16 protein-coding genes are annotated in these 20370 nt (G+C 60.5%); 7 read left to right on the top strand and 9 right to left on the bottom strand.

Annotated features, from left to right (window positions below; all coding sequences use genetic code 11):
- Positions 1-151: 151 nt before the first annotated feature.
- Positions 152-907 (top strand): IclR family transcriptional regulator, encoded by a 756-nt coding sequence (locus tag JL39_RS02920; RefSeq protein ID WP_037145863.1) that lies wholly within the window; start codon positions 152-154, stop codon positions 905-907.
- 108 nt (positions 908-1015) lie between these two features.
- Positions 1016-2242, top strand: coding sequence for a zinc metallochaperone AztD (aztD, locus tag JL39_RS02915; protein WP_037145861.1), 1227 nt, complete (start codon positions 1016-1018; stop codon positions 2240-2242).
- On the opposite strand, the gene JL39_RS31880 is transcribed toward aztD, so the two are convergent.
- Entirely contained in the window at positions 2236-2397 is a 162-nt protein-coding gene (locus JL39_RS31880) for a hypothetical protein (RefSeq protein ID WP_161784728.1), read from the bottom strand. The two genes, aztD and JL39_RS31880, sit on opposite strands and share 7 nt — an antisense overlap.
- On the opposite strand from JL39_RS31880, the gene JL39_RS02910 reads away from it, so the two are divergent.
- Both JL39_RS02910 and JL39_RS02905 read left to right on the top strand, forming a co-directional pair.
- Positions 2396-2644 carry a WGR domain-containing protein gene (locus JL39_RS02910; protein ID WP_052182625.1) on the top strand — a complete coding sequence of 83 codons (249 nt, stop codon included), beginning with the start codon at positions 2396-2398 and terminating at the stop codon, positions 2642-2644. The genes JL39_RS31880 and JL39_RS02910 overlap by 2 nt on opposite strands.
- Positions 2645-3464: 820 nt before the next feature.
- Positions 3465-4565 carry an RHE_PE00001 family protein gene (locus JL39_RS02905; protein ID WP_037145856.1) on the top strand — a complete coding sequence of 367 codons (1101 nt, stop codon included), beginning with the start codon at positions 3465-3467 and terminating at the stop codon, positions 4563-4565.
- Positions 4566-4674: 109 nt separating this feature from the next.
- On the opposite strand, the gene JL39_RS02900 is transcribed toward JL39_RS02905, so the two are convergent.
- The 8 genes from JL39_RS02900 to JL39_RS02865 form a co-directional block, all read right to left on the bottom strand.
- A complete protein-coding gene (locus JL39_RS02900; RefSeq protein WP_037146152.1) occupies positions 4675-6789 on the bottom strand; it encodes a beta-galactosidase in 2115 nt (704 codons plus the stop codon).
- Between the two features lie 100 nt (positions 6790-6889).
- Positions 6890-7765, bottom strand: coding sequence for a 2-hydroxy-3-oxopropionate reductase (locus JL39_RS02895; RefSeq protein WP_037145854.1), 876 nt, complete (start codon positions 7763-7765; stop codon positions 6890-6892).
- 7 nt (positions 7766-7772) lie between these two features.
- Entirely contained in the window at positions 7773-8552 is a 780-nt protein-coding gene (gene otnI, locus JL39_RS02890; protein WP_037145852.1) for a 2-oxo-tetronate isomerase, read from the bottom strand.
- A 10-nt stretch (positions 8553-8562) separates the two neighbouring features.
- Positions 8563-10269: an ABC transporter ATP-binding protein gene (locus JL39_RS02885; protein ID WP_037145848.1), complete on the bottom strand. Its 1707-nt coding sequence runs from the start codon at positions 10267-10269 to the stop codon at positions 8563-8565.
- Positions 10270-10279: 10 nt separating this feature from the next.
- Complete coding sequence (locus tag JL39_RS02880; RefSeq protein WP_037145846.1) at positions 10280-11470, bottom strand: ABC transporter permease; 1191 nt, start codon at positions 11468-11470, stop codon at positions 10280-10282.
- Positions 11471-11480: 10 nt separating this feature from the next.
- Positions 11481-12467, bottom strand: a complete 987-nt coding sequence (locus JL39_RS02875; protein WP_037145844.1) for an ABC transporter permease — start codon at positions 12465-12467, stop codon at positions 11481-11483.
- 110 nt (positions 12468-12577) lie between these two features.
- Complete coding sequence (locus JL39_RS02870) at positions 12578-14686, bottom strand: alpha-amylase family protein (RefSeq protein WP_037146150.1); 2109 nt, start codon at positions 14684-14686, stop codon at positions 12578-12580.
- Between the two features lie 86 nt (positions 14687-14772).
- Positions 14773-16698, bottom strand: coding sequence for an ABC transporter substrate-binding protein (locus JL39_RS02865; RefSeq protein ID WP_037145842.1), 1926 nt, complete (start codon positions 16696-16698; stop codon positions 14773-14775).
- A 170-nt stretch (positions 16699-16868) separates the two neighbouring features.
- On the opposite strand from JL39_RS02865, the gene JL39_RS02860 reads away from it, so the two are divergent.
- The 3 genes from JL39_RS02860 to JL39_RS02850 all read left to right on the top strand — a co-directional run bounded on the left by JL39_RS02860 (position 16869) and on the right by JL39_RS02850 (position 20355).
- Entirely contained in the window at positions 16869-17903 is a 1035-nt protein-coding gene (locus JL39_RS02860; protein WP_037145840.1) for a LacI family DNA-binding transcriptional regulator, read from the top strand.
- 293 nt (positions 17904-18196) lie between these two features.
- Positions 18197-19555 carry a nodulation protein NfeD gene (locus JL39_RS02855; protein WP_037145838.1) on the top strand — a complete coding sequence of 453 codons (1359 nt, stop codon included), beginning with the start codon at positions 18197-18199 and terminating at the stop codon, positions 19553-19555.
- Between the two features lie 26 nt (positions 19556-19581).
- Positions 19582-20355 (top strand): slipin family protein, encoded by a 774-nt coding sequence (locus JL39_RS02850; protein WP_037145836.1) that lies wholly within the window; start codon positions 19582-19584, stop codon positions 20353-20355.
- Positions 20356-20370: the final 15 nt, after the last annotated feature.

Below are 20370 nucleotides of genomic sequence, written 5' to 3'. Positions count from 1 at the left end.
GACATAGATCGCAGCGGGATCAGCAGCAAGGGATTTGTGCGATATTTGACATTTGTTCATATATCGCACAAATTGAACCAGCGCTGTTGAGGCTGACGAGGGGCGGAGGCGGGCGTCGACCTATCAAATGGAGAGGGATCGAGGAATCACGATGCGGGAAACGGATTTTGTCAGCGGTTTTGCGCGGGGACTGAAGGTGATCGAGGCTTTCGGCGAGACGACGCCGAAACTGTCGATCAGCGATGTCGCCAAGGCGACCGGTCTTGACCGGGCCACGGCACGACGCTGCCTGCTTACGCTCGCCGAGCTTGGCTATGCCGATTACGATGGAAAATTCTTCGCGCTGACGCCGAGGATTCTGCGGCTCGGCCATGCCTATCTTTCCGCGACTCCCCTGCCCCATATCGTCCAGCCCTTTCTGGACAAGCTTTCGGAGGAAGTGCAGCAGAGCGCATCGGCGAGCGTGCTGGATGGCACGGAGGTGGTCTATATCGCCCGTGCTTCGCAGAAGCGGGTGATGTCGATCAACCTGATGCCTGGCAGCCGCCTCCCCGCCTATTGCGCCTCCATGGGGCGTGTGCTGCTCGCGGCCCTGCCGGAAGAGGAGGCGCGGGCGCTTCTCAGGCAGACCGCGCTGAAGGCCTTCACTCCGCGCACAAAGACGGACCCAGCCCGGTTGATGGAGGAGCTTGCCCACGTTCGCGCTCAGGGTTTCGCCGTCATCGACCAGGAGCTCGAACTCGGCCTCTGCTCCATCGCCGTGCCGCTGGAAAACGACCGTGGCCGGGTGGTCGCCGCGCTCAACATCGGCGCCCCGGCAGCCAGCGTTCCGGCTGAACAGATGGCCGAGCGTTATCTGGAGCCACTCAAGGCCGTGGCCAGAGCGCTCAAACCCATGCTTCGCTAAGCCCCCTTCCCTTCTCTCGATTTCGCGTCTCCCCGAGTGGACAACTCTCGTTCCTCTCGCTATTAACGTAATGTTATTACATATCATAAGGAGTTTTCGATGAGACGTATGAGAGAGGGATGGAAGAAAAGCGCCTTGGCCTCGGCAGCAGTGTTCTGGCTTGCCGCCTCCCCTGCGGGCGCGGATGACGCAGAACGCGAGGTCTGGCGGCTGTTCATTGCCGATCACACGGCACCGGTTGTCCGTGCCATCGATCTTGAGACCGGCGCCGGGCTCGGGAATTTCGACCTCAAGGGTTTCGCAGCCCTGACCGCAAGTGCATCGGGCCGAACGGTGTTTGCGATTCAAACGGAAGCCGACATGGTGCAGGCGATCAGCACCGGCATTGCAGTTTCCGACCATGGCGAGCACCGGGACGTGGATATCAAAGCGCCGAAAATGCTGACGGTGAGCTTCGAAGGTCGGCGGCCCGTGCATGCGGTGCCCCATGACGACAGGATGATCCTGTTCTTCGATCGCGAGGGACGCGCGGATGTCGTCGATGAGGGTGCTTTGCTGGAGGGAAAGACGGATATCCGCGCCGTCGATGCGACTGCGCCGCATCATGGCGTCGCAGTGACCATGGGCAGGCACACGCTGGTTTCCGTCCCGGATACCAAAGCAGAGGTGAAGCCGGACGAATTGCCTCCGCGGCTGGGCCTGCGCGTTGTCGATGAGGTTGGCAAACAGGTCGGTGATGCTATCCCCTGCACTGCCCTGCATGGCGAGGCTCTATCGGCGAGGCTGGTGGCTTTCGGTTGCGAGGAGGGCGTCCTGTTGGCTCGCCCTGGCGGCAACGCCGGACCGAAGCCTGAGATGCTCCCCTATGGAAGCAGTCTCCCGAAGGGCAAAGTGACGACTCTGCTCGGCGGCAAATCAATGCAGTTCTTTCTGGGGAATTTTGGTGAAGACAAGCTGGTCGTCATCGATCCGGACGCGGAGGAGCCCTATCGGTTGGTCGAGCTGCCGACCCGGCGGGTGGATTTCGCGCTCGACCCTGCCCGCGCAAAGAACGCCTATATCCTGACGGAGGACGGCGATCTGCATCTGCTCAACGTGCTGAATGGTTCGATCGTCAAGACGGTCAGGGTGACCGAACCTTATAGCAAGGATGGTCACTGGCGCGACCCGCGGCCGCGGCTTGCAGTCGCCGGCGACGTAATTGCGATCACCGATCCGCGTCATAGCCTGGTGCGGATCATCGATATCGAAACACTTTCCGAGAGCCGCACCATTCCCGTGGAAGGAATGCCGTTCGCGATCGTCGCCGTGGGCGGATCTGGCCTCGATCACTGAACGGTGGCTTCGCTGAACACTCCAGCGCCGCGCTCCGGGAGCGCGGCGCCTTTCGGTTGTCGGGGGCGATCCATCATCAGGATGAATCGGTCGGGCCGGATCGATTCAATCATCTCGTTGGACGATGGAACCTGGCTTTGCGATTCTGCTGCCATGGATACCGAACCTCTTCTTCTGACCCGCCGCGACCCGGTTCGCAACATGGCTCGCTTCTATGTGCTCACCGTCGAGCCTGATCTGTTCGAAGGCACGGCACTGACCCGCAACTGGGGCCGTATTGGCACCAAGGGCCGGACCTGCATTGAGCTCTTCCGTACCAGACAGGAGGCCGAGCACCGGCTGGCGGCAATCGCGCGCAGCAAGGTGAGGCGAGGGTATAGAGCGACCGAGAAGGCGAGTTGACAGCTGTCAACTCAGCAACCCATGACTTTGATCTGAACGATAGATACCCATCCGGTCGAACCTCTCCTGCCGCATCAGCGAAGGAAGGCGAGGAAGGACGAGTTGACAGCTGTCAACTCGTCCTGGAGACGAAGCCATTGTCGACGCAGGAAAGGCTGCGCTGCTGTAACTTTCCTGCCAGAAGACCAACTCCGCCCTTCCGATCAGTTTCTGTTCCGGCCCATTCCGGCGGCGTACAGCCTGCCGACCATATCCTGCCGCTATCGCAAAGTTGCCGCGATAGGCCATCTGACCAACAGGGGGCCGGAATGAAATGTCACCACCTCGGGAACGCCCCCAAGGCACGCGGACGGAGCAGGAGAGACGCCCACAGGGCTCGGATGCGGCTGCGCCGCCGCCAACGGCAGATCACAAGCTTCTCACGATTGCCTAGCCGCCAAACGCATCATCTCGATCGCTTCGTCATGCTTCGCCCCACGATTTCTAACTCGGGCAAGGGGAGGGGTTCCAGCCACGCCGGACTTCACAGCGCAAACATGTTCCCGCCTTGGCCCGCGAAAAAGGGGCGGGGTCGCGGCGTCGCCATCCGCCATAGATCGGCGTTTGCCTTCGGCAATCAGCGGAGTAGAATCGCAACGGGCAACCTGTTGATCGATTCGGTGTTTCCCTCACCAATCTCAACCCCTGGGCATTGCATCTCCGAGAAACAGGCCTCAGTCCGACATCTCCCGACCGCTAGCGTGAATTATGGTTAACGCAGCGGTAACGAAACCCAACCTCTCTATCGCTTTCGTAACGAAGATCCTCTATAACAACAACAATGCGTTACGAACTTTCGAAATTGCCGCTGCAGACCCTTGTCACGCCCGTAGCGACGGCGACCGCCGCTCTGGTGCGCCTCGACGAGCGTCTTAACCGGTCCGACTTGCGCCAGGGCTGCATCAGCCGCGCCGATTTTGCAGACGCCTGCGCCTCGTTGTGGATCGACGGCGAACTTGTTCACCTCGAGGATCTGGTCCTGCACGACGCCGGCATGGGCATTCGCGCACCCACGCATGAGCTCGCGATTGCGCAGGACGTGCTGCGCACCCGTCGTCGCATTTCCGGCCATCCGGCCGGCTGGGCGCTGAGCCCCGAAGGCCTCAGAAATCTCCGGGGCAGGGGAGGGGGGAACGACGCTGCGACCCTGCCTGCTCCATTGCCGGAAGAGGAGGCACTCAGCGAACCGATCGCCGAGGATGAGGACCCCTTGGCAAGGGAACTGGCGGAGATCGATGCCGTTCTTGCTCGCTCCGAAGCTGTTCTCTCCGGGACCATCCAGCCATCACGATCGTCGCGGCAGGAGCGTGCCCCGCTCGTCTATGAGCCAGGCTGGGATGAGGACGAGCGCCTCGAGGAGTGGCGCGCTATCCTGATCGAAACGGACGGGTTGCCAGCGGCACTGCGAGCCGCGCTGTTGCTCGATGCCTGGAACCAGTTGCAGGTCCTCCAGCACGCGCCCTGGCTCGGCCGGCTGCTGGCAGCCTCCTTGCTCCGCAAGGCTGACATCACCATCGCGCATCTTGTCGCCGTCAATCGGGGCCTTAGAAACGTTTCACGCGAGCGCCGCACCAGTCGCGACCGCAACACGCGACTGCTCGCCATCCTCGATGGGATCGGCATTGCGTCCGAACTAGGCCTGAAGGAGCATGACCGATTGCTGCTTGCAAAACAGCAGATGCAGCGAAAACTCGATGGCCGTCGCAGATCGTCTAAATTGCCGAAGCTGATCGAGCTCGTCCTCTCCCGCCCGATGGTCTCCGCCGGCATGATTGCCGAGGTGCTTGACGTGACCCCCCAGGGGGCACTCAAGATTGCCGGTGAACTGAACTTGCGCGAGCTGACGGGCAGGGGAAGGTTTCGGGCGTGGGGGATAGTCTAGAGTACCCGCGCCTTATACGAGAGTAACGTCGACATTGCGGAGTTCACGCTTCGCAGCCCTTCAAGGCAATCAGCTCCAGGCAATTCGATCGCAAGCCATGGCGCGCGCATCATGCCTCCACAAGCGGCAGGATGACCACATCGCGCGGGGGAACTTCGACCTGGCCGCCGTTATGTTCGTGGCCGATCGGCCAAACGGCCTTGCCGGAGCTGATGCTGCCATGGCGATCCGCCAGCGCCACGTCGGTGGCCTGTATCGTACGGGTCGGATTGACCAGCCATAAAAAGCTGCCTTTCTCGCCTTTGTGAATGCGGGCGAAGAGCGTCTTGTTGGAGAGTATCACATGACGCTCGCGGCCGCTCCATCCCAGGAGCTCGGCGAAGAAGGCCGCATTCGCCTTGCCGTTGCTGCGGTAATAGGCGACGGACGGGTTGGTGCCGATCAGGAGCGTACGCCCCTTGCCGAAATTGTTCTCGACAACGGCAAGGCGGCCGTCGGTGAAGTTGCCCCGGGCCGTACCGCCGTTGAGACGATAGGACTGCAGGAGGCCGCCGCCATCGACGGCAAGCTCGCCGAACTCGAAATGGATGCGATCGCCGATATCGGGCATGAATTCGACGGTTTCCTCCTGCGCGCCGAAGACGGCATCGAGGCCCATGTTCGGCTGCACCTGACCGACATGGCCGCGGTCACCGAAATAACCGGGGCAGGCTTCGGTGATCAACGTGCCGCCATTCTCAACCCAGGTTTTCAGCCGGTCGGCCTGTTCCGCGGTAAACATGATCGGGTAGGGGAAATAGAGAAAGTCGTAGGCACCGATATCGTCGATATGCACCCAATCCGGCTGCACACCATTGTCCAGAAATGCACGATACGCGCCCCACATGGCTTCCGGATAGGGTTTTTCTTTGCGGTCGTAATTGAGCAGATAGTCCCATTCCTGGGTCTCGCGCACGACCAGGATGCCGATTTCGCCGCGCACCGGCTTTGCGTCCCAGAGAACAGCCTGTGCCTGATCGTTCGCCCATTTCGCCATCGCGCTCTGCATGTCGGAACGCGGTGTGCGCGAGCCGTCCATACCGTAGGCGCCGAAGGCGCCGAAGAGCGGCCCATCGAGCAGCGGCCGCCACCGCAGGTTGAGCACACCGCGAGCGCCACCGGCAAGCGAGGTCATGCTCCAGATGCGGATATCCTCCGGTTCCGCCACCCGGCCGTCCTCCTTGTTGCGACCGATCACCTGCGGCTGTAGCCACAGCGGCCCGCCCTGGCGCTCCGCATGCCAGAAGGTTTTTCCGCGGGCAGCGGCACGGTTGATATCGACGCCATACCAGGTCTTCCAGGGCTCGGTGCCCTTGCGGGCTTGAACCCACGTGAAGCCGTAGATCTCCACCTTGGAGGCGGCAAGCCAGTCGTCACAGCCATTCGCCGCCATGTTCGGGATCGCACCCGAAATGCCGTGGGCGGCGATAACATTCTTGCTGTCGACCGCGCGGATCGTATCGATGCGCCACTGCATCTGGTCATAGAAGTTATCGCGCTTGAACTGCAGCCAGTCGATGCATTCCGGATAGGGTGCCATGTGTACCGGAGGCTCAATGTCGTCCCATTCGGCATAGCTGTAGCGGTGCCAGACCTTTGCGAGCGCCTTCAACGAGCCATATTTCTTCTCCAGCCATTTGCGGAAAGTGGCCTTGGCATAGCTGCTGTAATCCACGTCCGCGGAATAATTGCATTCGTTCCAGACGTCGTAGCCGTAGATTGCCGGATGGTCCTTGTATCGGGTGGCGAGTGCCGTCAGGAAATTGCCAGCGGCCTCCTTCACCTCGGGGCAGTTCAGCGTCAGCGCACCGGCCCCCCCGCCATTGTTGGAGAAGCCCCCGGTCGCGGCCGAGACACCCATCCAGGAGCCGAGCTTCGTCCCGTCGGCGTTGACCTGCAGGGCATGAGAGAATTTGCGAACCGCCCAATCTGGCACCGCGTGGATGAGTTCGGCGATCACCGTCTTGATGCCGTTCTTCGCCGCGAGATCGAGCTGCCGATCGTATTCCTCCCAGTCATAGACACCTGGCGCCACCTCGATCGCCCCCCACATGAACCAGTGGCGAAAGATGTTGAGCCCATCCTCGGCGGCGACACGGTAGTCGCGTTCCCAATCCTCCCGCGGCGGATTCGACTTGCGGAAATAGACGGCGCCATAGGGAAATTGAATATCGTTTCTGAGCATTGTCCTGTCCTTCAGTTCGGACACGGCTTCGCTGCCCGGAGAGGATGCTCCGGCTGAAGCAGGCGAAGATATCGTCCGGCAGTCCTAAAAAACGTTGGTCTTAGCGCGGCCCTCCGGCGAGGAGTTCGAGCGTTCGGATGAGGGCGGAATGATCACGGTCGCCATCGCCGTTGGCGATCGCGGCATTCATGAGCTGCTGGGTCGCGGCGGTATTGGGCAGGGCAAGGTCGAGCGACCGGGCGGCATCGACGGCGAGCGTCATGTCCTTGCGGTGCAGACGGATGCGGAAGCCGGGCTCGAAGGTCTCCTTGACCATCCGCTCACCATGCACCTCGAGGATGCGGGAGGCCGCAAAGCCGCCCATCAGTGCGGCGCGGACCCTGGCCGGATCGGCGCCGGCGCGTTTGGCAAAGAGCAGCGCTTCGGAAACCGCCTCGATGGTCAGGCCGACGATGATCTGGTTGGCGACCTTGGCGGTCTGCCCGTCGCCAACGCCTCCGACCAGGGTGATGTTCTTGCCCATCTTCTCGAACAGCGACCGGGCCCGCTCGAAGGCCGCATCCTTGCCGCCGACCATGATGGTCAGCGACGCCGCCTTTGCTCCCACCTCGCCACCGGAAACCGGCGCGTCGAGATAATCGCAGTCGAGCGCTTCAATGCGTCTCGCAAAGCCCTTGGTCGCGACCGGCGAGATCGAGCTCATGTCGATGACGAGTTTGCCTGCGGAGAGGCCCGACGCCACGCCGTTTTCGCCGAAGAGCACCGCCTCGACATCCGGCGTATCGGGCAGCATCAGGATGATGATATCCGAGGCTTGAGCTACGGCCTTTGCACTGGCTGCCGCCTTGCCGCCCTTGGTGATGAGATGCTGGGAAGCTTCCTTCACGCGGCTGAGATGCAGCGTGTGACCCGCGTCGATCAGGTGTTCCGCCATTGGGCGGCCCATGACGCCCAGTCCGATGAATCCGATATTCATGACAACCTCACTTCAGATAGGGCCTCATCCAGCCGAGGCCCTCGCTGGTGCCAGCCTTCGGTTTATATTCGCAGCCGACCCAGCCGTCGTAACCGAGGCGGTCGAGTTCGGAGAGGATGAAGCCGTAGTTGATCTCGCCCGTGCCGGGTTCGTTGCGACCGGGATTGTCGGCAATCTGCACATGGGCGATCTTCTCCTTCAGCCGTGTAAAGGTGGGGATCAGGTCGCCCTGCATGATCTGCATGTGGTAGAAGTCGTATTGGATAAAGAGATTGTCGGAGCCGACCTTATCGAGGATGCGCTCGGCATGCTTCGTCGTCGACAGGAAGAAACCGGGAATGTCGCGCAGGTTGATCGGCTCGATCAAGAGCTTGACGCCGGCATCGGCGCAGCGCGGTACGGCATATTTCAGGTTCTCGACCAGCGTGTTTTCCAGCACGTCGGGGTCGGCATCTTTCGACACCAGACCTGAAATGACGTTAAGCTGCCGGCAACTGAGTGCCTTGGCATAATCGAGCGCCAGCGACACTCCATCGCGAAATTCCTGCACGCGGTCAGGCAGGCAGGCGATGCCGCGTTCGCCGCCGGCCCAATCGCCGGAGGGCACGTTGAAAAGCGCCTGTTCGAGACCGCTTGCCTTCAAGGCATTCGCGACTTTTTCCTTCGGCTCGACATAGGGGCCGAGATATTCGAGCGCTCCGAAACCGTCTTTCGCTGCGGCTGCAAAACGGTCGAGAAAGGGCAGGTCCTGATAGAGGAAGGAGAGATTGGCTGAGAATTTCGGCACTGGAACATCCTTATGAATTGACGGGTGCGACGAAACGCTGCCGGTGCATCATGCGCTTGTCGCGGGGATCGGGGTTAGGAACGGCAGAGATGAGGCTTTTTGTGTAAGCCTCCCGCGGCGCGGTGCAGACCTGCTCGGCCTCGCCAAGCTCGACAATCCTGCCGCGGTGCATGACGGCCACGCGGTCGCAGAAATAGCGCACCACGGAAATGTCGTGCGAGATGAAGATGAAGCTGAGGTTCAGCCGCCTGCGGATATCGAGCAGAAGGTCAAGGATCTGGCTGCGGATGGAGACGTCGAGCGCCGAGGTCGCCTCATCGGCGATGATGATGCGCGGTTCGAGCGCGAGCGCCCGAGCGATGCCGATGCGCTGCCGCTGGCCGCCGGAAAAAGCGTGCGGATAACGCTCCATGCCCATCGGGTCGAGTCCAACGAGGCGCATCAGCTCGGCAACGCGATCCTCCAGTTCCTTGCCCTTGGCAGGGCCGTTGACGATCAGCGGGTCGCCGATCACCTCCTTGACCGTCATGCGCGGATTGAGGGAGGCGAAGGGGTCCTGGAAGACAAGGCGGACCTCGCGATGAAAGTCCCGAAGTCCCTTCTTGCCAAGTCTGGTGACCTCGATTTCGCTGCCGTTCTTGTTGCGGTAGAAAACGGCGCCAGCTGTTGGCTCGACAATGCGCAGGATCAGCCTGCCGAGTGTGGTCTTGCCGGAACCGCTCTCCCCGACGATGCCGAGGGCCTCACCCGGATAGAGGTCGAAATTGGCGTCGTCGACGGCCCTGAGCGTATTGTTGCCCGCAAAGCCAAAAGTCTTGCCGAGATTGCGGACAGACAGAACCGGCAGCGGCGCTTCGGCCGACAGCATCACCGCCGGTTTCCCGACATTCGCCTGGCGAGTGAGCTTGACGGTCGAAGCGAGCAGTTGGCGGGTATAGGGATGGCCGGCCGCATGATAGATCGCATCGACGGTTCCATGTTCGACGATGCGGCCGAAACGCATGACGGCGACTTCATCCGCCACCTCGGCCACCACGCCCATATCGTGAGTGATGAGCAGCATGGCCATGCCGCGCCCGACCTGCAGGCGCTTGATGAGATCGAGAATTTCGGCCTGCGTGGTGACGTCGAGCGCGGTGGTCGGCTCATCGGCAATCAGGATGTCCGGATCGCCGGCAAGCGCCATGGCGATCATCGCGCGCTGGCGCATGCCGCCGGAAAACTCGAACGTATAACGGTCGGCCATCTTGTCCGGATTGGGGATTTCGACCTGGCGCAACAGATCGATCATCCGCTCGCGCGCAGCCTTCTTGCCGAGGTTGGTATGCAGGCGGATCGCTTCGACGATCTGCGAGCCGATCGTGTGGACCGGCGAAAGCGAGCTCATCGGCTCTTGAAAGACAAGGCCGATGCGCCGCCCGCGGATCGCGCGCATGGCGTTGCTGTCGGGAGAAAGCGTGGCAATGTCGGTGATTGCGTCGCCGCTCTTGAGCAGGATACGTCCGCCGACGATCCGGCCAGGACGGTCGATGATCTGCAGCAGCGAACGCGCCGTGACGCTTTTGCCGGAACCGCTTTCTCCGACAAGGCAGAGCGTCTGGCCGCGTTTCAGCTGGAAGCTCACCTTTTCCACCGCATGCAGAATATGGGTGCGCAAGCAGAAATCGACCGAGAGGTCCTCGACGGAAAGCACGACATCGTCAGGAAGAGTATTCATCGCTCCCTCCTCAATTGTCATAGGGATCGGCCGCATCGCGCAGGCCGTCGCCGAAGAAGTTGAAGGAAAGGACGGCCACAATAACCGCGAGCGACGGCCAGATCAGCAGCCAGGGTGCGGTCGCGACCGTACGGATGTTTTGGGCATCCTGCAGCAGCACGCCCCAGCTCACGACCGGCGGCTTCAGCCCGATGCCGAGGAAGGAGAGCGATGTCTCCGCGACGATCATGGTGGGCACGGCGAGCGTCACCACGGCGAGGATATGGCTCGTCAGCGACGGCAGGATATGGCGGAAGATCAGCCGCGCCTCGCTCGATCCGTCGAGCCTCGCGGCAGTGACGAAATCCTCGCTCCTGAGCGCCAGAAACCGTCCGCGCACCTCGCGCGCGAGACTGGTCCATCCGAGCAGCGAGACGATGATGGTGATGACGAAATAGACGCTGACCGGCGACCAGGTAAGCGGGATGGCCGCCGCCAGCCCCAGCCAGAGCGGGATGGTCGGCATGGCGCTGATCACTTCGATGATCCGCTGGATGACCGTATCGACCCAGCCGCCATAGAAACCGGAGATGGAGCCGAAGACCACGCCCAGAACCAGGGACACCGCGACGCCCACGAGGCCGATCGACATGGAGACACGCGTTCCGTAGATCAGTCGCGAGAAGACGTCGCGCCCGAGACGATCCGTACCGAGCAGGTACATGGGATCATTGGGGTTAAGCGGGCCGATCAGATGACGATCCATGGGGATTAGCCCCCATAGTTCATAGGCCGGGCCTTTGACGAAAAACCCGATCGGCACGACCTTGCTGTCATCGACGACGAATGTGCGCCTCAGGGCTACCTTTTCGATTTCGACCTTGTAACCCTTTACATGCGGATTGAACTCCGTACTGCCGTCCGGCCGCGTCACGAAGAGACTGATCCCCTGCGGCGGCGCGTAGGTATATTGCGGCTTCGACGTCGCAGGCAGGGCAGGGGCCAGGAACTCGGCGAACAGGCCGACCAGATAGAGGAAAAGGATGACGGCGCCAGCCGTCATTGCCACTTTCTGGCGGATCAGCTTGCCGGCGATCAGCTTCCAGGGTCCAACTGTGGCTGTCGAGACCGACTTGCCCTGCTTGAGCGGGCTGATCGAAGGCCCATCGACGACCATCAGCGCGGGTTCAACATGTTTCCCGAGAGTATCGTGTACGCCCATGCCGGCCTCCTCAGCTGAACCGGATGCGCGGATCGAGCAGCGCAAGCAGCAGATCCGAAAGCAGCATGCCGACAAGGGTGAGGGCGCTCAAAAGCAGGATGAAACTGCCCGCGAGATACATATCCTGTGAAACCAGCGCGCGGAAAAGAAGCGGCCCGGCCGTTGGAAGATTGAGCACGATCGCCGTGATCGTCACACCGGAAACGAGATGCGGCAGGACCCAGCCGATCGCCGAAACGAAAGGATTGAGCGCGATACGCACCGGATATTTGAGGATGACTTTGTATTCCGGCAACCCTTTGGCGCGGGCGGTGATGACATAGGGCTTGTGCAGCTCGTCAGTCAAGTTGGCGCGCAGGATGCGGATCAGCGCAGCCGTTCCCGAAGCGCCAATGATGATGATCGGAATCCATAGGTGCGCCAGGAAGTCGCCGGCCTTTGCGAAGCTCCAGGGCGCTTCGGCAAATTCTGGGGAGTTGAGGCCGCCGACGCTCTGGCCGAGATATTTATAGGCGACATACATCAGGATCAGCGCCAGGATGAAATTCGGAACCGCAAGGCCGATGAAGCCGAAGAAGGTAAAGATGTGATCGCCAACGGTATGACGCCGCACGGCCGAATAGATGCCGATCGGAAGTGCGACGACCCACACGAAAAGAAGGCTCAGCAGCGAGATCACCAGGGTCGATCCCATGCGAGCCCAGATGAGGTCGGCAACCGGCTGATTCCATTCGAAGGAGCGGCCGAAATCGCCGCGGCTGAGAATGCCCCATATCCATTTCAGATACTGGATATAGAACGGATCATCGAAACCGTAGATTTCCTTCAGCCGTTCGATCTCAGCCGGATCGACCGCCTGGCCGCTGTCACTCATCGTGGCAATCATCGAGGTCAGATAGTCGCCCGGCGGCAACTGGATGATCAGGAACGAAATCAGCGACATGCCGAACAGGGTCGGGATCATGTAGAGCACGCGCTTGAAGATATAGCCAAGCATCGGAATGTTTCTCCTCCCGTTGAGAGCGTCGGACCGGCGCTTCCTCCGGATCTCTACCCCGCTACCGGCCCCTCCAGGCCGGCAGCGCTCTTCCGTTTCAGTCGATCATCTCACGTCCAGGTGAGATGCAGCACCTCCAGCCGCTCGATACCGGGTACTTCCACCTCGGCGCGTCCATTCCGGAGGCTGAAATCTGCGGCGCGGTCGGCGACAACGAGCCAAGCCTTGTCTACCGATTTGCCTTTCGGAATTTCCACGGAAACCGTCTGGCCCGCCAGAGGGTAATTTTCGCGGATCGGTCCCTTCATCATCATTGGATTGGTCAGGTTGAAGAGGCTGAGCGCGATGCCTTCGTCGTTTTCGCGCAGCGCCATGTCGATGACCCCAGGCCCTTCGATCACGACACGCGGCATCTTGCCGAGCGCCCACCGAACGGCGTTCGCGATCAGTCGCGCATGGTCCACGGCAAAGACCTCCCAGAAAATCTCGCCGATATTCCACGGAATATAGACCGCCCGCCCACCTCTGCCGGTTTCGCGGGCGATGACGGCGGCTCCTTCCGGTGCCTTGCGTGGATAGACTTCCTCCATAGGCAGATCCGGGAAATCGGGGATGTAGAGAAAGGGCGTCGCGGTGCTGGTGACCGGCTCGACATGGATGAGCCGCGTGCCGCCCATGATGCGGCTCGCTCCTTCATACCCTTCGCCGATCGGATGGTCTCCCGAAAGCGCCAGATAGGTATTCTTGACAATGCCGCGGGGGCCGGAGACGAATTTGACGCCGAAGACATCCGCAAGGCCGAATTCCGGCCGCATCTTGCCGTTCTCGTCGCGCAGCGAGGTTTCATAGGCGGCGATGATGCTGCCGCCACGCTCCACATAGGCGCGGATCGCCGCGTTCTGCGCGTCCGACAGGCAGGAGGCATTGGCGAGGATGATCACTCTGAAGCGATCGAGGTTGTCCTTAGTCAGAACCTGATCGGAGAGAAGCTCGAAGGGCAGACGGGCCTCTACCAGGGCGTGATAGAAGCCGAGATCGTGTTTTTCGGCACTATGCCGATCCTCCGGTGCCCAATGACGCAGCGTGGTCGAAGGATCGATCACGGCGATTTCGGCCGTAGGCTTCATGCTTTCCAGTACCGGCTCGACCACGGCCTGCAAGTTGAATGAATCGGCGACCGGCTCCACCCAGCGTTTATCCGGCACTACGCCATTGAATTTCGTGAACCAGGCATAAAGGCCGTGAGTCGTGCCGTTGTTGATCCAGAGCTGGATTTCCTCCGGCGAAGTCACGGCATCCTTCCAGCGATATTCCTCCTCGGGACCGATCGAGGTAATGAGCATGACGGGACGGTCGGGAAAGGTCGCCCGGATGCGCTTGCCATTGCGGCCTGCCGACCAGCCGACTTCCAGCCCCTTGCGACCCTGGTGGTCGACGACGAGGAAGGGGCAATGCCTCGTGATGACGGAAAGGTCGAACTCCATCAGCGACGCCCCGCTCATGTTGGGAATGAAGCTCGCATGCGGCCGGATCGCCTTGATCGCGTCATCCCATTGCGCGATCACGCCCGTCAGGACGTGGCGGCGCCATTGCAGCCAGGCCTGCCAGGCCGGATCGTCCGCATCCGCCTTCCGAGGCAGGCCGTAGCCGAACATATCCTTGAAACGACGTGCGCTGTCTTCGCTGTAATCGACGCCATGCCCCTGCCAGCGATTGGCGAAGATCGCGTCGATATCGTATTCGCGAATGATCTCCTTGACCACGTCCGGCATGAACACCGTGTTATAGTCGCCGTAGGCGTTGGTGACCCAGACATCCGGATAGGCCCAGTGTCGGCGGGGCGTGCCGTCGGCATTGACCATGACCCATTCCGGATGGGCTTTGGCGGCATCGTCGTGGATGGCGTGCGGATCGACACGGGCCATCACATGCATGTCGAGCTTGCGTGCCGCATCGACGAGAGCGCCGAAGATATCCTTGTCGCCCAGATATTTGCTGACGTAGTGATAAGGAACCCTGCTTGGGTAGTAGGCGACGTAGCCACCGGCGCCGAGGCAGACGGCATTGGATTTCGTTCGCTTGAAGACATCGATCCAGAAGGCGGGGTCGTATTTTTCCGGATCGTCCTCGACGAAAGTGAGCTGGGTCCAGCGTGTCGCAGTCTTGTACCACTCCGGCGTCCTCAGCGTGTCTATGTTCTGTTTCCTGGCGTCGAGCATCGTCTTCATCCAATCATCGGCAAAGAGGTATCGCGGTGCCGACCGGCACGGCCGGCGCCCGAAACGCGTCATTCCGTCGAAGGCCGTCAGACCTTGTAGAATTGCTCCGGCATAGTGGGAGCGGGCGTCGGCCAACCGAAGGAACTCGGCATGGTCCGGGTAATGTTTTTCATGTTGTTCTTGACGATGCCGTAGCCGTCCGGCGGCTGAGAAATGCCGAAGACGTAGAAGTTGTCCGCAGCACCCTGCAGGATCTGCTTCATGATCGCCTGCTGACCTGCAGGATCGGACGTCGCCTTCAGCTTGTCGTAAAGCTCAAGCTGCCTCTTCGTCTCCGGCGGCGGTTCCTCCGCACTGGCATTGTTGCGGTCGAGATACCAGAGCTGCCAGGCGGGGGCATACATGGCGTTGGAGTCCGTCGGCGCATAATAGCGTGGATCGAGCATGGCCGCGATGCCGCCATTGGCGCCGAACTGATGTGCGGTCGCGTCGAAATCGCGACCCTGACGGACGCGCGTCTCCCAAAGTGAACGATCCATGGTCCGCATCTGCGCATCGATGCCGACCGCCTGGAACATCGGGATCACCAGTTGGAAGAGATCGAGGAAGATCGCGCGCGCCTGGTCAATCTCGAAGATGATCGTCAGGCGCCGGCCTTTCTCGTCGAGGCGGAAGTTCTGGTCGTCACGCTTCGGAATGATCTCGTCCAGCATGGCGTTCGCCTTCTCGACATCATACTCCGTGAACTGCTTGGCAAGCTGTTCACTATACAGCGGGTCGTTCTCCTTGATGGAGGGTTGAGCCGGAGCTCCCTGGCCAACCAGCACGGCGTCGATCAGCGCCTGACGATCGAGAGCCATCGAGAGAGCTGCCCGGAAATTCCTGTTCCGGAAAAGCGTCCGCTTTGTCTCGTCGTTATGATTGAGGTTGAAGATGAAGTTCATGACGTTGGCCTCCGTCGAGGTCAGCGTGCAGAAATCATAATCGCCCTGCTGGCGCGCATCGTAGAGCACCGACTTGTTGTTCGGTGTTGCGATATACTGATCCATGTAGTCAATTTCGCCCTGCATGGCCTTCAGGAGCAGCACCTGCGGATCGGCGACCATCTGGTAGACGATGCGATCCATATAGGGCAGCTGGTTACCCTCGGTATCCACTTTCCAGTAATAGGGATTGCGCTCGGCAACTGCCCTTTCGGTGTTCTCGCCGGGTGCGATCGTGAACATCCAGGCGTTGAGGCACGGCTTCTTCGAGGAATTCAGGAAAAAGGCATTGTCGTTCTGGAACCCGGAAACCGATTGAAAGGCGGCAATCCAGCTTTCGAAGCCGTGCTGTTTGGCAAGTTCGTCGGCCTTCGGATTGTAGTCGATATGGAACTGTTCGAGATAATGCTTGGGGCAGCGTGTCGTGTGATCGTTGTTGGCCCAGGCGACCTGCAGCGGGAACATACCGTTAGGTGCCTCGAAGATCACCTTGAAGGTCTGTTCATCGACCACTTCCAGCTTCGCCGGCTTGCCGGCGGTCTTCCAGTGGCCCTGGCTGGTGACCGCGACCCGCTTGTCGGTGAGCACGGTATCGTACCAGAACTTGACGTCCGCCGTCGTGTAAGGGTGTCCATCGGACCATTTCATGCCCTTGCGCAGCCGGATCGTGTAGACCGTGGCGTCCGCATTTGCCTCGAAGGCTTCCGCGACGTTCAAGGTCACCCCCGACCAGTCGGGTGTATAGCGCAGCAGAGGCTCATAAGCCTGATAGCGGAACAGCATGGAGAGCGAACCGCCTCCCACCAGGGCCATTCTCCAGTCACCGCCATATTTCCCGATGCTTTCGAACGGTTTGACGACAAGGGGGGTCTCAGGAAGCCTATCCGCAACAGACGGCAGGGCGCCGTTTGAAACCTTGTCCTTCAGAATGTCCGCTTCCTTGTAGGTAGCGGCGGCGACCGGCAAAGCCGGCAAAATCAGAGCGGCCGAACTTCCGGCCAGAAACGTACGACGTTTCAGCTTGATCATCGGTATCTCCTCCACAAAATCCTTGCCCCTGTTTTTCCTTCTCCCGGGCTTGGATAACGTGAGGTTTACATTACAATATCGTTAGGTAAAGTGTTATGTTCCGTGTTTGGAAAATTTGTGTTTTACAGCGCAGCCGTGTAGCGAGGCTGCGGCTGCAGAAGGATGCGGGAATGGAAAAGCGCGGACGCGTCACCTTACAGACGATTGCACGGGAAGTCGGCCTGTCGAAATACGCGGTATCGCGATCATTGTCCGGCAAGAGCGGTGTCAGCGATGAGACCCGCGAGCGCATCCGCGAAACGGCGCAGCGGCTGGGATATATCAAGCCGCTGAACAAGGTTGCGGCGAGCGAGGTCGCCATCGTTTTTCATGATCACGATCCCGTCAACAGCGAACTCTACATGCAGATCCAGAACGGGGTTCAATCCGAGGCCCATCGGTTGGGCATGGGTTTGCGAATGCGCTGGACGCACCACGCGAGCCAGCTTGAGGATCTGGCACACACCTGTGCCGGCCTGCTGCTCGTTGGACCGCATGCCCCTGAAGCGATTGCAGCCGCGACGGCGACCGGTATTCCGATCGTCCGTTTCGGCTGGATCGATCCCCTGGAAGACGCCGACCACGTTTCCGGCACCGACCATGAGGCGGGCCAGGCTGTAATGCAATACCTGTTTGGCCTCGGGCACCGATCGATCGCCTATGTCTACGGTACGCCCGGCTATCGCGGTCGCCGCGAGCGTTTCTATGGAGCGCGCGAGATTGCCGAACGTTACCCCGATGTCGCATTGCATGCCATGGAGTTCGACGAGCAAGGCGGCTTTGCCGGCGCCTATCGCGCGCTCAAGGAGAAGGGTATTCAGCCAACGGCGTTCTTCTGCGCCCATGACGGTCTCGCGCTGACTGTCGTGTCCGAACTTTTGGGGCAGGGCTACCGTATTCCCGATGATGTTTCCGTCGTCGGCTTCGGCGATTTTTCGGCTGCAACACAGATATCACCGCAATTGACGACAGTGCGAATGGAAGGCCAGGAATGCGGTGCCGTCGGCCTGAGGCTTCTGGTCGAGCGCATCGAACACCCGCGCCAGCCGGACATGCCCGCACGCCGCGTCAATATCGCATCGAGGATTGTCGAGCGTCGGTCCACCGGCCCGTGCAAGCAATTGACGAAGCATCACGACGACTTTGCGGCGGAGGAACGCGCGTAATTGCACTCGGCTCATCGGCGCGCATGGTCTCTCATATGGCCTTGGCCAGACTTCCGTCTCTGACGAGACGCGCACGCTTCGCTCCGCCCCAAAAGTACGTCGAGTGATCTTTCCAGAAACGGCGTGTTCTAAGGTACGAATTCGCATGATCAGTCATATTCTGACGATACACGCTGCATAGCCGACAGCTGTGATCGAAAGGTCCTTATCTTACCGTTTTGCACTTCCGCCATATATTCCAGATCATGAACATTCGACGGAAGACCATGCGGTGTTTGAGGTTCTGGCGGTTGATGGCCCGAACCATCCTCCTGCTGCTTGCCCTGCCGGTTTTTGGTCTGAGCGCGGCGCCGTCAACGGAACCCGCACATATAGCGATAGTGCTGAAGCTGAACGGCGCCATCGGTCCGGCGACGGCAGACTATGTCAGGCGCGGACTTCAGCGTGCCGATGAAGGTGGAGCGGGTTTGGTCGTCCTGCAGATGGACACGCCCAGCGGTCTTGACGCATCGATGCGCGACATCATTCGTGCGATCCTTGCCTCGCCCGTGCCGGTAGCAGGTTTCGTGGCCCCAAGCGGCGCGCGGGCTGCCAGCGCCGGCACGTATATTCTTTATGCAAGCCACATCGCGGCGATGGCGCCGGGTACCAACCTGGGGGCAGCAACACCGATTTCCCTCGGCGGAGGGTTCGGTCGTGGTCCGGAACCAGGCAACGATCGTCCGGACGACCCCAACGGCAAGCAGCGACAATCCCCGGATAACGCAAGCGAAGCAAAGGCCGTCAATGATGCGGTTGCCTATATTCGCGGTCTTGCGGAACTGCGCGGCCGCAATGCCGATTGGGCAGAACGTGCCGTACGCGAAGCTGCCAGCCTTTCATCGGTCGTCGCCCAGCGCGAACATGTCATCGATTTCACGGCGGCGACCGTGGAGGATCTCCTGGCGCAGGCTCAGGGTCGCGTCGTGCGTGTTGGCCAGACAGATATTCGACTTGAGACCGCAGGCCTCGCCATCCGTGATTTCGAGCCGGATTGGCGAACCAGGCTGCTTTCAGTGATAACCGATCCAAACATTGCACTCATCCTGATGATGGTTGGCATCTATGGTCTTATCTTCGAATTTCTCACTCCAGGAACATTTGTTCCCGGCACGATCGGAGGTATCAGCCTGCTTCTCGGCCTTTATGCGCTTGCATTGCTGCCGGTGAGTTATGCCGGTGTCGCGCTGATTGTCCTTGGTGCCGGGTTGACGGTAGCCGAGGCACATTCGCCATCCTTCGGTGCCCTCGGCATCGGCGGCGCTCTAGCGCTGGTACTGGGCGCGACCATCCTGTTCGATACGGATGTGCCCGGCCTGGAGATTTCCTGGTCGGTGCTGGGGGGCATAGCCATTGCCAGCATCGTCTTCAGCGTTATCGTTGCTCGCCTTGCATTCACCTCGCGCCGGCGTGACGTCGTCACCGGCACGGAGCAGATGGTCGGTATCGCCGGCAAGGTTGATAGCTGGAGTGATACCTCGGGTTATGTGATCGCGCATGGCGAGCGCTGGAAGGCAGTATCCACCGAACCGCTCGTCGCCGGCGATGGCGTCAAGATAACCGGTCGAACCGGGCTGACGCTCGAAGTCACCAGAATTGCGCAGGAACGCTAGGGGCTTCTGTAAAACAGGAGGAAATCATGGGTATGTTTACGGATATCGCCTTCTATCTCGTCATCGTCGTTCTTCTGCTGCTCCTCATCGGTTCCGCGATCAAGATCCTTCGGGAATATCAGCGCGGCGTCGTCTTCACGCTCGGCCGTTTCACCGGCGTCAAGGGACCGGGGTTGATCCTTCTCATTCCCTACGTGCAGCAGATGGTGCGGGTCGACCTGCGTACGCTGGTGCTCGATGTTCCCAGTCAGGACGTCATCTCTCGCGACAACGTTTCCGTCCGGGTCAATGCCGTGATCTATTTCAGGGTCATCGACCCCGAGAAGGCGACCATCCAGGTCGAGGACTTCATGATGGCGACGAGCCAACTGGCCCAGACGACCTTACGCTCGGTGCTTGGCAAGCACGATCTCGATGAAATGCTGGCCGAACGCGACAAGCTCAACAACGACATTCAGGAGATCCTCGACATTCAAACCGATGCCTGGGGCATCAAGGTCGCGAATGTCGAGATCAAACATGTCGACATCAATGAATCCATGATCCGTGCAATCGCCCGCCAGGCGGAAGCCGAACGTGAACGGCGAGCCAAGGTGATCAATGCCGAGGGCGAACAACAGGCCGCGGCGAAGCTGCTTGAAGCGGCCGAAATCCTGGCAAGACAGCCCGAGGCGATGCAACTTCGCTATCTCAACACGTTGAACGTCATTGCAGGCGAACAGAATTCGACGATCGTCTTTCCGTTCCCGATCGATCTCGGCAATCTCCTCCCGCTCAAGACGGGGAAATCGCCGGAATAATTCAAGAATAACGTG

The sequence above is a fragment of the Rhizobium sp. YS-1r genome (assembly GCF_000757525.1).
Taxonomy (GTDB): domain Bacteria; phylum Pseudomonadota; class Alphaproteobacteria; order Rhizobiales; family Rhizobiaceae; genus Neorhizobium; species Neorhizobium petrolearium.
Note: the sequence above shows the minus strand (reverse complement) of the source record. Positions and strands in the feature narration are given on the sequence as shown.

Bases quoted from the DNA above. Each gene is read 5' to 3' on its own strand.
- JL39_RS02920 (WP_037145863.1), top strand. From the start codon at position 152: ATGCGGGAAACGGATTTTGTCAGCGGTTTTGCGCGGGGACTGAAGGTG.
- aztD (WP_037145861.1), top strand. From the start codon at position 1,016: ATGAGAGAGGGATGGAAGAAAAGCGCCTTGGCCTCGGCAGCAGTGTTC.
- JL39_RS02910 (WP_052182625.1), top strand. From the start codon at position 2,396: ATGGATACCGAACCTCTTCTTCTGACCCGCCGCGACCCGGTTCGCAAC.
- JL39_RS31880 (WP_161784728.1), bottom strand. From the start codon at position 2,397: ATGGCAGCAGAATCGCAAAGCCAGGTTCCATCGTCCAACGAGATGATT.
- JL39_RS02905 (WP_037145856.1), top strand. From the start codon at position 3,465: ATGCGTTACGAACTTTCGAAATTGCCGCTGCAGACCCTTGTCACGCCC.
- JL39_RS02900 (WP_037146152.1), bottom strand. From the start codon at position 6,789: ATGCTCAGAAACGATATTCAATTTCCCTATGGCGCCGTCTATTTCCGC.
- JL39_RS02895 (WP_037145854.1), bottom strand. From the start codon at position 7,765: ATGAATATCGGATTCATCGGACTGGGCGTCATGGGCCGCCCAATGGCG.
- JL39_RS02885 (WP_037145848.1), bottom strand. From the start codon at position 10,269: ATGAATACTCTTCCTGACGATGTCGTGCTTTCCGTCGAGGACCTCTCG.
- JL39_RS02880 (WP_037145846.1), bottom strand. From the start codon at position 11,470: ATGGGCGTACACGATACTCTCGGGAAACATGTTGAACCCGCGCTGATG.
- JL39_RS02875 (WP_037145844.1), bottom strand. From the start codon at position 12,467: ATGCTTGGCTATATCTTCAAGCGCGTGCTCTACATGATCCCGACCCTG.
- JL39_RS02870 (WP_037146150.1), bottom strand. From the start codon at position 14,686: ATGCTCGACGCCAGGAAACAGAACATAGACACGCTGAGGACGCCGGAG.
- JL39_RS02865 (WP_037145842.1), bottom strand. From the start codon at position 16,698: ATGATCAAGCTGAAACGTCGTACGTTTCTGGCCGGAAGTTCGGCCGCT.
- JL39_RS02860 (WP_037145840.1), top strand. From the start codon at position 16,869: ATGGAAAAGCGCGGACGCGTCACCTTACAGACGATTGCACGGGAAGTC.
- JL39_RS02855 (WP_037145838.1), top strand. From the start codon at position 18,197: ATGGCCCGAACCATCCTCCTGCTGCTTGCCCTGCCGGTTTTTGGTCTG.
- JL39_RS02850 (WP_037145836.1), top strand. From the start codon at position 19,582: ATGGGTATGTTTACGGATATCGCCTTCTATCTCGTCATCGTCGTTCTT.